This is a genomic window from Halostagnicola kamekurae (assembly GCF_900116205.1).
Classification (GTDB): domain Archaea; phylum Halobacteriota; class Halobacteria; order Halobacteriales; family Natrialbaceae; genus Halostagnicola; species Halostagnicola kamekurae.
The window spans coordinates 319,930-332,171 of sequence record NZ_FOZS01000001.1 but is presented as its reverse complement, the minus strand read 5'-3'; the positions used below and the strand labels follow the sequence as shown (position 1 = coordinate 332,171).

Below are 12,242 nucleotides of genomic sequence, written 5' to 3'. Positions count from 1 at the left end.
TTAGTCGTCTGCGGGCGACGTCGTTCGTTCGATGCCTTCGATGCCGGGAATCCCCTCGACTCCCATCGACGCCAGTTCGCGTTTGAGTTCCTGTTCGTCCTCGACGTTCTGGGAGAGCTCCATCGCCTGTGCGAAGTTCTTCACCAGCCCACAGTTCGGCCCCTCCGGCGTCTCCGAGGGGCAGATGCGACCCCACTGGGTCGCGTGCAGGTCCCGCGCCTCGAAGTGGGGCTGCGACCGCGAGAGCGGCGAACGAAGGCGGCGAAGGTGTGACAGAACCCCCATGAAGTCGGTCCGATCGACCAACTGGGAGACCCCCGATCGGCCCCCAACCCAGTTGCCCGTCGCGATCGGGTGCTCGAGCCGTTCCGTGAGCACGTCCGATCGAACCACGGTATTGACCGATAGCTGACGGTTCCGCATGTTGGCCCGCTCGAGCTGGTACTTCACGTCCCGGGCCAGCTTGTTCAGCGCCGTCCGGAACAGGTCCTTCATCAGGTCGCCGCTGACCTTCAGGCGCTTGTTGGCGTAGTGGTCCTTGTCGTCGGATTCGCGCCGGTCGAGCGCGAGTTCGAAACACGCCTCGGCCATCCGACAGAGGTAGTGTGCCTTGTTGATTCGGACGTCTTCCTCCTCGACGCCGTCCTCGTGGAGGTGCGGGAGCAGGTACCGATCGATGACGTAGTTCGCCCGTTTGAGCTGGTAGTTCTTGCCCTGGCCGGAGGCGACGCGTTTCCCGAGCTCTTCGATCGCCTGCTCTTCGGTCTGGACCTCGGCTTCCTCCAGATTCTCGAGCATGTACTTGACGACCTCGGGGTCGTTCGAGACCTTGTGGACGATCTCCTCGTCGGACTCGAGTCCGAGCGCGCGAACGAGCGTGACGAAGTTGATCGATCCCGAAACGGACGGGAACGAGACCTCGAGCAGGCCGTCTCGAGTGCGTTCACACAGCACGAGCGCGCGGTAGCCACGACGCTGGGAGAACGTCTTGGCGACCTGAATCTCGTCGCCGTACTTGGTGTCGTACTCCGCGAGGATCTTGTTCGGCGCGAGGTCCTCGCTGGTCATGAGGACGCGCTCGGAGCCGTTGACGATGAAGTAGCCGCCGGGATCGGCCGGGTCCTCGCCGATGTCGATCAGTTCCTGGTCGGAAAAGCCCGCGATGTTACACTTATCGGAGCCGACCATGACCGGCATCCGGCCGATCTTCGTCTCCGTGGAGTCGACGACCCGCTGGTCGCCCTCTTCGCCCTTGACGATGGACATCTCCATGAACACGGGCGCGGAGTAGGTGATGTTTCGGAGTCGTGCCTCCTGTGGGTACAACAGCTCCTCGGACCCGTCGGCTTCCCGAACGCGGGGTGTGACGACGCGGACGTCGCCGAGTTCGACGTGGACCGGCTCTTCGCCCTCTTTGTCGCCGATGTCGGTTTCGATCGTCTCCTTCTCGTCGACGACGCGTTGCATCCCCCGGTTGAGAAAGGAGTTGAACGAGCGGTAGTGATGTTCTGCGAGTCGTTCCTTCGAGAAGTATTCACGCGAAATGTCTCGTCGTTTAGATCTGTTGAGTTCTGTTGCCATTTATTCCACCACGAGTCGGTAAATGACCGCCTGATCGGTCGTCCGGGAATCCCGAACGATCTTGATTACGTCGCCGATCTCGGCCTCGTCGGGTAGTGCAGGATCGTTGCGTTTGATTTTCGGCAGGTCTGTGCGATCGATGTCGTACTCGTCGAGCACCTCTTCGAGGACCTCCTCCTCGAGGACAGTGTGCTCTGGCACGAGTTCGTGTTGGCTTACGTCTACCATGGGTTGTGCTGGGCTATGGGGAAAGAAGCTGCTGTCACGAGATACTACAGTAACGTATCGGCGGGAGGCAGTTAAGCGTTTCTAAGTCGGACGCAAGCGTAACGCTATCCGGTCGCCCAGACCCGACCGGTGTCGCCGTTCACGCTCTCAAATAGCCCGTTCTCAGTTAAATCCCTTATGGGAAATGTAACATGCGAATTAGGTTCGAGCACCAGACGGGGTCCGGTGACGAGTACCATACGGCGCTCGAGTGAGAATCCTTAAGAGTGCCACCGAGAAAACGGATGTACGGGTTGCCCGGGTGGTGTAGTGGCCCATCATACAACCCTGTCACGGTTGTGACGCGGGTTCAAATCCCGCCTCGGGCGTTTTCTGTCGTTCAATTCCGATCGAGGAGCGGAGCGACGAGTGAGGACTGAACGACAGAAAACCCAAACAGGGATTTGAACCAGAGAGTGAAGCGAACGCAGTGAGTGAAACGACCGTGGTTCAAATCCCGTCTCGGGCGCTTTCTCCACAATTCAAACTCGTGAGCAACCAGGCTGCTGTGTTGCGAGCGTCAGAATTGTAGAAGCGGCATGCGGGATTTGAGCACTGCCAGTCGCGCACAGCGAACGACGTGAGCGAGCACGTCTGGGGTCGGTTCAAATCCCGTCTCGAGCGTCTTCTTCCGCGAACAATCCCGCCTCGAGCGTTTTCGAGACCCCGAATCGACGAGCGGAGCGAGTCGCGAGATCTCGAGGGCGCGTCGACACCCCCTCGCTCGAGCGCTCCCCGGTTCGCTCTACCACGCAGCTATCGATTGGAAAGCCTTAATACCGTCACCGGGAAACGAACTGATGCAGGGTGCCCGGGTGGTGTAGTGGCCCATCATACAACCCTGTCACGGTTGTGACGCGGGTTCAAATCCCGCCTCGGGCGCTTTTTCCACAACTCAAATTCGTGAGCAACCAGCCACCTGTGTTGCGAACATCCAGTTGTGAAAACGGTAAAAGGGATTTGAGCCCTGCCAGTCGCGCACAGCGAACGACGTGAGCGAGCACGTCTGGGGTCGGTTCAAATCCCGCCTCGGGCGTCTTCTTTCGCGACCAATCCCGACGAGCACCGCGTAGCGTGTGCTCGTCTCCGTGAGCGGAAACGACCCAAACAGGGACTCGAACCAGAGAGTGAAGCGAACGCAGTGAGCGAAACGACCGTGGTTCAAATCCCGCCTCGAGCGCTTTCTACTGACGCTACGTCACGAGGAGGCTGGTTTTTCTCTCGAACACGGACTGCTCGAGAACCGATACGAAACGGGGCGATCGAACGGGCGAGCACCCCGAGAACGGCATTCCCTGAACACGGGCTTCGGACGTGAGTTTATATACTGAAACGCGACCAAACCGGGTATGCGATCTCACCCGCGCTTTCACGAGGACGAACGAGCGATCGAAGGGCTCCCGATTCGGCTCGTCATCGCGCTCGTCGTCGGCGTCGCCTGTCTCGGGATTATGATGAACATGCTCAGCGGCATCGGAACCCTCTCACAGACCGAAGTCGACGTCGAAATCGAACCGACGACGATTTCCGCCGACGCCGAAACTGGCGTCGACATCACCGTGATCGGCGACGACGGAAACGAGGTCGAGGACGCGACCGTGATCGTCTCGAGCGGGAGCGCATCGATACCCGAAACCGTCGACGAGAAAACGGACGACGACGGGACCGTCACGATCGATCTCGAGCCCGAAATCAGACAGGGACAGGGACCGGGAACGCTCGAGATCGACGTTCATCCGCCGACGAGCACCGACTACGTGGACGAGCAGGCCAACAGCGAGATCATCGTGACCGAGAACTGATCGTCCCCTCCCACTCGATCCACTCCTGTTCCCAGCCCCGCCGCGATTGTGCGTGTCGGACCGCGTGTTCGCGGTCCTCTCGAGCGGTCCGGTTCCGTTCGACGGCTCCGGACTGCTCACCCTCGACCAACAGCGGGTCGAACGAGACGACCGCGCGGTCGACCGCTGTCGGGGTGCCGTCCGATGCAACCGCCGTCAGTCGCTGCGGATTGGCACCCTGCGGGTACACCAGCCGGCCGTCGTCGGTTAGCTGGCGGACGAGCGCCTCCGGCGGGGACTGTGCGGCCGCCTCGAGGAGGATGCGATCGAACGGCGCGTACGCCGGAAGCCCGGCCGCGCCGTCGGCGCAGTCGACGAGGATGCCGCCGTAGCCGGCGTTCTCGAGGTTCTGTCGGGCCTCGTAGACGATCGGTCTGGCGATGTCGATGGCGTGGACGTTCGCCTCGCCGACGAGTTCGGCGGCGACGGCTGCCGTGTAGCCGACACCAGCACCGACGATCAAAACGTCGTCGTCGGGATTTGGCGAAAGGAACTGCAGCAGGCGAGCGACGACGCTGGGTGCGAGGACGCGCGTTCCGAGGCAGTCGCTGTCTCGATCGGCGTAGGCTAGTCGCTCGTCGTCGAAAAACTCGTGGCGAGCGACGTCACGCATCGCGACGCCGACATCGCCGTCGGTAAGGATTCCTTTGGCCGGGGATTCGAGCCCGTCGACCATGTCCTCTCGTAAGACCGCCGGATCCATACGCGACCTAAATCGGCGACGGTAATCAAAGACGCGCTTGCGCTACCGCGCACGTTCAGAGCGAAAGCGGTCGCGATAGTGAGAGAAGGCCGCGAGCAGACGGGACGATTACCGCAGCGGTATTCGTCGCACCGTCGAATACACGGGACCGTCCGTCTCGAGCGTGCTCTCGGTCAATCGAATCGATTCGACGCGCATCTTACCGACGGTCGGCGCTCGGTTGCGGACGACGCGCTGAACGAGGTCCTTTCCGCCGGCGTGTTCCATCCGTGCGAGCGTGACGTGTGGGGTAAAGTCGTGTGACTCCGGGTCGAACCCCATCGCCGTCGTTCTGGCTTCGATCGCCTCGTGTAACTGTCGGAGTTGCTCGCCGCCCGTTTCGACGCCGAGCCAGACGACGCTGATGTACTCGAGGTCCGGGAAGACGCCGAGGCCGGCGAACCGGACCGAAAACGGGTCCAGGTCCGCATCCGCGACGGCGGCCTCGAGTTCGGACTCGAGTGCCGGCACTCGATCCTCGGTAACCTCGCCGAGGAATTTGAGCGTCAGGTGGGCCTGCGTGGGGTCGACGAAGTTCAGCCCGCTGGCGTCCTCGAGCGTCGTCTGGATGTCTGCGATCGGTTCCGCGAGTTCGTCGGGGAGGTCGACGCTGACGAACAGTCGCATGGGCGGTGATTCGAGCGCGACGGTATTCAACGGACGGGAGAGTCGAGACGCTCGAGAGTGTGCTCTGGTCGCGTCACCCGAGAACGGCCGTGGACGGTCGACTGGCTCGGGTCGCAGGTCTTAACAGTCCTCGCCGCCAAAAAATGCCAATGACCGAACGAGAGGACGAACGCGATCCCGAACACCAGTTCTCCGAGGGTGAGGGGCTCGATCAGTCGTACGAGGAGTTCGATCTCGATCCCCCGGAACTCGGGGTCGATCCGACGAAGGTCGACCCGGTCGACTCGCGGGCCGTGACGGACCTGCTCGACGAGCGAAATATCGGGAGCGACGACGTCGACGCAGAAGAACTGCTCGAGGTCGGCTTAAGCTACATGCGGATCAACCGCCACGAGCAGGCGACAGAGGCATTCGAGCGGGCGGCTAACTTTGCTGAGGACGACCTCGTCGAGCAGGAGGCGTGGGTGAACAAGGGTGTAGCCCATTCCGAACTCGAGGAGTACGATCAGGCGATCGGCGCACACCAGGAGGCGCTTCGGATCGACGACTCGAGCGAACACGCCGCGAGCGCGGAGACTAATCTCGCCTACGCGCTCTGGGAGTTCGGCGAGACCGCACAGGCGCTCGAACACGCCGAACGCGCCGTTGAAATCGACGAGCGGTTCGCCCAGGCCTGGTTCAATCGAGCGTTTTTCCTCGCGGAACGTGGACTCGCCGAGGAGGCGCACAACTGCATCGACAACGCGATCCGACTCGGGCTTCGAAACGCGCAGGTGCTCGAGGAGAAAGCGCGGATTCTCGAGGAGCTCGGCGAGTACGACGAGGCCGAGGAGATCGCCGAGGAGGCGAACGAAATGCGCGAGAACGCCGAAGAGCGGCTCGTCGAAGAGCGCCAGCAGCTACAGGAGTAGCGTGAACACCGATGGGATCTGAGAGAGACATGATCGTCGCGGAACGCGAAACGCCGGAGGGGTTGCTCGTCGCCGTCTGCGACCGAGCGGTGCTCGGGGAGACGTTCGAGAGCGGTGAGTTCTCGCTGACGGTCACTGAGGAGTTTTACGGCGGCGACGACGCTGGCGAACAGGAGGTCGCAAACAGCCTCGCTCGAGCGACCGTCGCCAACATCGTCGGCGAAAGAGCGGTCGATCTGGCGGTCGACGAGGGGATCGTCGACGAGGCGAACGTGCTCGAGGTCGGCGAGACGGTCCACGCGCAGTTGTTGCGGATGTAGGTGCGGACGTCGGTAGGTCCGAGAGGATAGTTGAGCGTTACAACTCCGCCCGCTGGAAGCGATAGTACCCGATAGCGACGGGCACGACGAGCCAGACGACGAGGACGACGAGCCCGAACCACTCCTGGAGGAAGAACGGAGCGTCGCCCGAGCCGGCGTAGCGTTCGGCCGGCGTCAGTTGGTAGGCCTCGATCGACTCGAGGCCGTACTGGAACTGGAAGGGGAAGATGTCGCCTTCGACGACGGAACTCGCCAGATTCGTGTACGCGAATATCGGGTTGAACTGATCGAGGAGCAGATACCAGGTTTCCGGCTCGAGGGGCGGTCCCTCGTCGTAGAGGAGGTAGTACGAGCCCGCGGTGAGGAGTTCCCAGAGGGCGACGAGCACCATGTAGACGCCGACGACGAGGGCCATCGAACGCCCTCGAGACGAGACGCTCGCGGAGACGCCGACTGCGACCCCCACGAAGGTAACTCCGAACAGGATCGTGAGTGCGCCGAAAGCGAGCCAGTCGACGAGCGGGACCGAGCCGAAAAGCGCCAGACTGAGGACGAGCGCGACGCCGAACGCGAGTGCGACCGCCACGACGACGACGGCGGTTCGGCCGAGCAACTTGCCGAAGACGACGTCGGTCCGGTTCGGTGGCAAGCCGAGCAGGAGCTTGATGCTTCCGGACCGCCGTTCACCGACGACGGCCATGTAGCCGACGATGAGCGCGGCGACCGGAAGCACCACCTGTAGCGGAAAGCCGAGAAATCCCAGAACTTCGGCGCCGGAAACGTTGTCGACGGTCGACCAGATCGCCACGTAGCCGACGGCGACGATGACGACGAGCAGGCCGATCAGGACCCAGAGCAGCTTCGAACGGCCGGCGTCGGCGAAGTCCTTTCGAGCGACGGTCCCGATGTGAGCAGTCATTCTGCCACCTCGCTGTCGGGGTTCTCCAGCGCGGAATCAGTCTTAGTTTCTGGGTTCGGTCCGGGGTGGTCCTCCCGCTCGCTCCCGGCGTTCGTCAACGTCGTAAACAGCGACTCGAGCGAGACCTCCTCGATCCGAACGTCGCGAATCGTCGCGCCCGCTCGTTCGAGTTCGACGATGACGGTCGCCTTCGCCGCCGGATCGACGACGGAACACTCGAGCGTCTGCCCGGAGACGGCCGCCGAAGCCACCCCCTCGATCGACGCGGCGACCTCCCGTGCGCGCTCGGTAGGCGTGTCGAGCGCCAATCGCATCGTCGCGTCGCCGCCGATCGACTCGCGCAGTCCCTCGATCGTGTCGACGGCGACGAGGGTGCCGTCGTTCAACACCCCGATTCGATCACAGACCGCCTCGACGTGTTCCAAGATGTGACTCGAGAAGAAGACGGTCGTTCCGGAGTCGGCCTCGCTGCGGACGAGGTCTTGCATCTCGCGGATGCCGTGTGGATCGAGCCCCGAGGATGGTTCGTCCATGATCAACAGGTCCGGATCGCCGACGAGCGCCATCGCTGTCGCGAGCCGCTGGCGCATTCCCGTCGAATACTCGCCCGCTCGACGACTTCGGTCGTCGGGGGCCAGTCCGACGCGTTCTAAGAGTTCGTCGGGATCGTCGGCGGCGTCTTTCGTCTCGATCGCGAACTCTACGTGCCGTCGACCGGTCAGTCGCGGGTAGCAATCGAATCCCTCCGGGAGGACGCCGACACGGGGACTGATCTCGTCGGCGCCCTCGTGTGAATCGTGGCCGAGCACCGTCGCCGATCCCGAAGTCGGTCGCGTGAAATCCAACAGGGTGTTGATCGTCGTCGACTTACCCGCGCCGTTGGGTCCCAGAAAGCCGAACACCTCCCCCTCGCGGACCTCGAGGTCAAGGTCGTCGACTGCGGTCAGGTCACCGTACCGCTTGGTCAAGCCGGACGTGCGTATCGCAGCCATCGTGAGCCCCTACCACAGTGGCTGTTATAGTTCGACGGCCGGGGTTTCAGTTAGAGAGACAGTCAGACGAGCGCTCAGTTTCCACACTAGCACGGAGATGGATAAGGGAATCACGACTCCCCCCACGAGAACGATTCGGATCGCACAGCGCTCCGTCACGAGTGCCTGCAGAAACGGATGGGACCGAAGGAGTGTTTTGTCTTCGGTCCCTCCAATCCACTAATGAGTCAACAAAACGTCGGCGCGCTCGATGTCGAGCGCATTCGGTCGGACTTCCCGATTCTCGAGCGGGAGTTCGACGACCAGCAGGTGGTCTACCTCGACAACGCCGCGACGACCCAGACGCCCGATCCGGTCGTCGACGCGATGAGCGACTACTATCGGTACACGAACTCGAACGTCCATCGGGGCATCCACCACCTCAGTCAAGAGGCGTCGGAGGCCTACGAACGAGCCCACGATCGCGTCGCCGAATTCATCGGCGCGGGCGGCCGCGAGGAGGTCATCTTCACGAAAAACACGACCGAAAGCGAGAACCTCGTCGCCTACTCGTGGGGCCTGAACGAGCTCGGTCCCGGCGACGAAGTCGTGCTCACCGAGATGGAACACCACGCCTCGCTGGTGACCTGGCAGCAGATCGCCAACCAGACGGGCGCGGACGTGAAGTACATCCGAATCGACGAGGACGGCCGCCTCGACATGGACCACGCCCGTGAGTGCATCACCGACGACACCGCGATCCTCAGCGCGGTCCACGTCTCAAACACGCTGGGCACCGTCAACCCGGTCGCCGAGCTGACCGAACTCGCCCACGAACACGACGCGCTCTCGTTTATCGACGGCGCGCAGGCGGTCCCGAATCGCCCCGTGGACGTGGAAGCCATCGACGCCGACTTCTACGCGTTCTCCGGGCACAAGATGGCCGGGCCGACCGGCATCGGCGTCCTCTACGGAAAGCAACACCTGCTCGAGGAGATGGAGCCGTACCTCTACGGCGGCGGGATGATCCGCAAGGTCACCTTCGAGGATTCGACCTGGGCGGACCTCCCCTGGAAGTTCGAGCCCGGAACGCCACAGATCGCCGAGGCAGTCGGCCTCGAGGCCGCGATCGACTACCTCGAGGAGATCGGAATGGAACGCATCCAGTCCCACGAAGAGGAGTTGGCCGAGTACGCCTACGAACGGCTCGAGGCCGAAGGGGACGTCGAAATCTACGGTCCAGAGCCGGGCCCGGATCGAAGCGGCCTCGTCGGGTTCAACCTCGAGTCGGTCCACGCCCACGACCTCGCCTCGATCATGAACGACCACGCGGTCGCGATCCGGGCCGGCGATCACTGTACCCAGCCGTTACACGACAAACTGGGCGTCGCGGCCTCGGCTCGAGCGTCGTTCTACGTCTACAACACGCGCGAGGAAGTCGACAAGTTGGTCGCGGCGATCGACGACGCGCGGCAGTTGTTCGCGTAAGCGAACAGCGGCGTGCGAGGAGAGCGTCGACGGTGTCTCGAGTGAACGAACGCGACCGGAAAGAGCGCTACGGGTAGTCTCGGCGAACGGTCGTTCCGTATGTGATTTCCTCTCGCATTGGATTTTTCACTTTCAATCGCCTATCCGATATCGCCGAGGTGAGGACAATGTACGAGAAAGCACAGGACGTTCCCGAACGGGATCCGTTCGAGACCCTGGTCGACGTTCTCACCGCGGCGACCCGATACGACCTCGCACTCGGGATCATCCCGAGTGCGTTCGCGGTTGCGCTGGTCGCCGCGTCCGTACTGGGTATTCCAGTACAGTACGCACTGCTACCCGCTGCAGCCGTCGGCGCGATGGTCTTCGCCGACGCCTGCTATCTGAACCCGCCGATCGACCCAGATCAGGGTTCGGACACAGCATAGACCATCAACCGTTTTCTACTCGCCGCAAACTCGAGCGCCACCACAAGCCGCGAGTAGCGCTCGAGTGCCAACGCGTCGAATCAGAGCCAATCGAACCGACAGCGTCGAGTGCGGCCCCGGAATCCTTTTACAGCGCACAGCCGTATTCGGATCCAGTTATGGGAATGGGCTCGGATATGTATCGACAGCAGATCCTCGACCACTACAAGAGTCCCCGAAACTACGGGGAACTCGAGGATCCGACCTTCACGCACGTCGGAGAGAACCCGATGTGCGGCGACGAGATCCGCATGGATGTCAAACTCGACGACGAGGGGACGATCGAGCGCGTCGCCTTCTCGGGCGACGGCTGTGCGATCAGTCAGGCCTCCGCGAGCATGCTCTCCGGAAAGCTCACGGGAAAAACGGTCGACGAACTGCTCGAGATGGATCGCAACGATATCATCGACATGCTCGGCGTCGATATCTCGCCGATGCGGGTCAAGTGCGCCGTCCTCGCCGAAAAGGTCGCACAGGATGGGGCGAAGATCCACCGCGGCGAACTGGACAAATCGAAGACCTCGACCGAAGACTGATTTGTCGGAGGGACTTTCCGGATCGATCGTCGAATAGAGAATCCGAATCGGTCGCTTTCTCCCGAGGTGCAACCCAGCCACTTACCCTCGAGACGCCCGTTCGTCCGTTATGGTCGAAACGGCCGTCGGATTCGTCCTCGGCGCACTCATCGGTGCGATAGCCACAGCAGCCGGCTCGTATCTGCTCTACTGGAAACGCGAGCGCGACGCGACGAGACGGCTTCGCCAGGCGTTCAGAGAGGAGATTCGGGCGTACGAACACGTCGACGAAATCGTCGGCGACGGGGGCTACGAGCGGGTGACGACCAGCGTCGAAACGCCCGTGATCTACGAGTCCGCCGCGGGCGATCTCGGGCTCCTGACCGAATCCGAGATCGGCAAACTGGTGGCATTCTACAGTTCGCTGTACTGGTTGCGCGGACTCGAGGATCCCGAGGACAAGAAAGAACGGATCGAATCGGTGGTCGAAAAACGGCGGGCGGCCCTCGAGGCGCTCGGTGGGTCCTGAATCTTACTCCGGCTTCAGTCCCGCGTCCTGAACGCGCATGACGCCCTCGCCGTCGGCGAGGTTCGGGGCGTCGACCAGTCGGACGATCCGCTTGTCGGCTTTGGACTTGCGGAGGTAGATGCGGAAGGTGGACTTGTGGCCGAGGATGTTGCCGCCGATCGGCTGGGTCGGGTCGCCGAAGAACGAATCGGGGTTCGAGGCGACCTGGTTGGTGACGATGACGGCGGCATTGTAGAGGTTGCCGACCTTGTCGAGGTCGTGGAGGTGCTTGTTGAGTTTCTGCTGTCGGTCGGCGAGGTTGCCACGGCCGACGTACTCCGCGCGGAAGTGGGCGGTCAGCGAGTCGACACAGAGCAGTCGAACCGGGTACTCGGAGTCTTCCTGCTCGCTCGCGAGTTCCTTTGCCTTCTCGGCCAGCAGCATCTGGTGGTTCGAGTTGAACGCCTTCGCGACGTGGATCTTCTCGAGGACGTCCTCGACGAGGGCGTCGAGCGCCGCTTCGTCGTCGGCCGAGCCCTCAATCTCGCGGTCTTCAAGGGCCGCCTCGATCGCCTCGTCCGGGAGGCCACGAACCATGTCGTCGATCCGCTCTGGACGGAACGTGTCCTCGGAGTCCACGAAGATGACGCTCCCGTGGAGACCGCCGACTTCCTTCGGGAGTTGCACGTTGACGGCCATCTGGTGGGTGACCTGGGACTTGCCGGCACCGAACTCGCCGTACACTTCGGTGATTGACTGGGTCTCGATCCCGCCGCCGAGTAAGTCGTCGACCTCGTCGATGTGCCAGCTGAGCTTGCCGATCTCGTTTCGGCGCTCGAGGACGGTCGAACCGGTTTCGAAGCCGCCGATGTCGGCTTCGTCGCGGGCCGCGCGGACGATGTCGCTCGCCGTGGATTCGCCCACGTCGGCCGTGTTCGAGAGCTCGGAGGGAGAGGCGACGGCCAGACTCTGGAAGGAGTCGAAACCTGCATCGTAGAGTTTGTCTGCGGTTGCCGGTCCAACGCCGGGGAGCGTTTCGAGGTCTACGTCTGCCATACACGGTCGTTGCTCCGGCACCTGTATAA

15 protein-coding genes and 2 tRNA genes are annotated in these 12,242 nt (G+C 62.6%); 9 read left to right on the top strand and 8 right to left on the bottom strand.

Going from position 1 to position 12,242, the window contains the following annotated elements; all coding sequences use genetic code 11:
* Nucleotides 1–1,581, bottom strand: coding sequence for a DNA-directed RNA polymerase subunit B'' (locus tag BM348_RS01655; protein WP_092901075.1), 1,581 nt, complete (start codon nt 1,579–1,581; stop codon nt 1–3).
* Nucleotides 1,582–1,809: a DNA-directed RNA polymerase subunit H gene (locus BM348_RS01650; RefSeq protein ID WP_092901072.1), complete on the bottom strand. Its 228-nt coding sequence runs from the start codon at nt 1,807–1,809 to the stop codon at nt 1,582–1,584.
* 295 nt (nt 1,810–2,104) lie between these two features.
* Here BM348_RS01650 and BM348_RS01645 point away from each other — a divergent pair.
* A tRNA-Asp gene (locus BM348_RS01645) sits at nt 2,105–2,177 on the top strand.
* A gap of 276 nt (nt 2,178–2,453) precedes the next feature.
* On the opposite strand, the gene BM348_RS21045 is transcribed toward BM348_RS01645, so the two are convergent.
* Nucleotides 2,454–2,600 carry a hypothetical protein gene (locus tag BM348_RS21045; RefSeq protein ID WP_175507080.1) on the bottom strand — a complete coding sequence of 49 codons (147 nt, stop codon included), beginning with the start codon at nt 2,598–2,600 and terminating at the stop codon, nt 2,454–2,456.
* Nucleotides 2,601–2,657: 57 nt separating this feature from the next.
* Between BM348_RS21045 and BM348_RS01640 the strand changes: the two genes are divergently transcribed.
* Together BM348_RS01640 and BM348_RS01635 are read left to right on the top strand one after the other, a co-directional pair.
* Nucleotides 2,658–2,730 (top strand) — tRNA-Asp (locus tag BM348_RS01640).
* A 467-nt stretch (nt 2,731–3,197) separates the two neighbouring features.
* Nucleotides 3,198–3,650, top strand: coding sequence for a DUF7382 domain-containing protein (locus BM348_RS01635; RefSeq protein WP_092901067.1), 453 nt, complete (start codon nt 3,198–3,200; stop codon nt 3,648–3,650).
* On the opposite strand, the gene BM348_RS01630 is transcribed toward BM348_RS01635, so the two are convergent.
* Both BM348_RS01630 and thpR read right to left on the bottom strand, forming a co-directional pair.
* The gene (locus tag BM348_RS01630) at nt 3,631–4,392 is read right to left on the bottom strand and encodes a protein-L-isoaspartate O-methyltransferase family protein (protein WP_092901064.1); all 762 of its coding nucleotides are present in this window, start codon (nt 4,390–4,392) and stop codon (nt 3,631–3,633) included. The genes BM348_RS01635 and BM348_RS01630 overlap by 20 nt on opposite strands.
* A gap of 108 nt (nt 4,393–4,500) precedes the next feature.
* Nucleotides 4,501–5,058 (bottom strand): RNA 2',3'-cyclic phosphodiesterase, encoded by a 558-nt coding sequence (gene thpR, locus BM348_RS01625; protein ID WP_092901061.1) that lies wholly within the window; start codon nt 5,056–5,058, stop codon nt 4,501–4,503.
* 149 nt (nt 5,059–5,207) lie between these two features.
* On the opposite strand from thpR, the gene BM348_RS01620 reads away from it, so the two are divergent.
* Complete coding sequence (locus BM348_RS01620) at nt 5,208–5,969, top strand: tetratricopeptide repeat protein (RefSeq protein WP_092901058.1); 762 nt, start codon at nt 5,208–5,210, stop codon at nt 5,967–5,969.
* A 29-nt stretch (nt 5,970–5,998) separates the two neighbouring features.
* Entirely contained in the window at nt 5,999–6,289 is a 291-nt protein-coding gene (locus BM348_RS01615; protein ID WP_092901055.1) for a DUF424 domain-containing protein, read from the top strand.
* 37 nt (nt 6,290–6,326) lie between these two features.
* Here the strand turns inward: BM348_RS01615 and BM348_RS01610 are convergent, their stop codons facing one another.
* Both BM348_RS01610 and BM348_RS01605 read right to left on the bottom strand, forming a co-directional pair.
* Complete coding sequence (locus BM348_RS01610; protein ID WP_092901052.1) at nt 6,327–7,208, bottom strand: ABC transporter permease; 882 nt, start codon at nt 7,206–7,208, stop codon at nt 6,327–6,329.
* Complete coding sequence (locus BM348_RS01605) at nt 7,205–8,200, bottom strand: ABC transporter ATP-binding protein (protein ID WP_092901049.1); 996 nt, start codon at nt 8,198–8,200, stop codon at nt 7,205–7,207. The genes BM348_RS01610 and BM348_RS01605 overlap by 4 nt, the downstream gene beginning before the upstream one ends.
* A gap of 222 nt (nt 8,201–8,422) precedes the next feature.
* On the opposite strand from BM348_RS01605, the gene BM348_RS01600 reads away from it, so the two are divergent.
* The 4 genes from BM348_RS01600 to BM348_RS01585 all read left to right on the top strand — a co-directional run bounded on the left by BM348_RS01600 (nt 8,423) and on the right by BM348_RS01585 (nt 11,178).
* Nucleotides 8,423–9,667 carry an aminotransferase class V-fold PLP-dependent enzyme gene (locus BM348_RS01600; RefSeq protein ID WP_092901046.1) on the top strand — a complete coding sequence of 415 codons (1,245 nt, stop codon included), beginning with the start codon at nt 8,423–8,425 and terminating at the stop codon, nt 9,665–9,667.
* Nucleotides 9,668–9,834: 167 nt separating this feature from the next.
* On the top strand, nt 9,835–10,095 hold the full coding sequence (locus BM348_RS01595; protein ID WP_092901043.1) for a hypothetical protein: 261 nt from the start codon (nt 9,835–9,837) through the stop codon (nt 10,093–10,095).
* A 158-nt stretch (nt 10,096–10,253) separates the two neighbouring features.
* Nucleotides 10,254–10,670 carry a Fe-S cluster assembly sulfur transfer protein SufU gene (gene sufU, locus BM348_RS01590; RefSeq protein ID WP_050050643.1) on the top strand — a complete coding sequence of 139 codons (417 nt, stop codon included), beginning with the start codon at nt 10,254–10,256 and terminating at the stop codon, nt 10,668–10,670.
* A 109-nt stretch (nt 10,671–10,779) separates the two neighbouring features.
* Entirely contained in the window at nt 10,780–11,178 is a 399-nt protein-coding gene (locus BM348_RS01585; protein ID WP_092901040.1) for a hypothetical protein, read from the top strand.
* Between the two features lie 3 nt (nt 11,179–11,181).
* On the opposite strand, the gene radA is transcribed toward BM348_RS01585, so the two are convergent.
* Nucleotides 11,182–12,213 (bottom strand): DNA repair and recombination protein RadA, encoded by a 1,032-nt coding sequence (gene radA / locus BM348_RS01580; RefSeq protein ID WP_092901037.1) that lies wholly within the window; start codon nt 12,211–12,213, stop codon nt 11,182–11,184.
* Between the last annotated feature and the right edge of the window lie 29 nt (nt 12,214–12,242).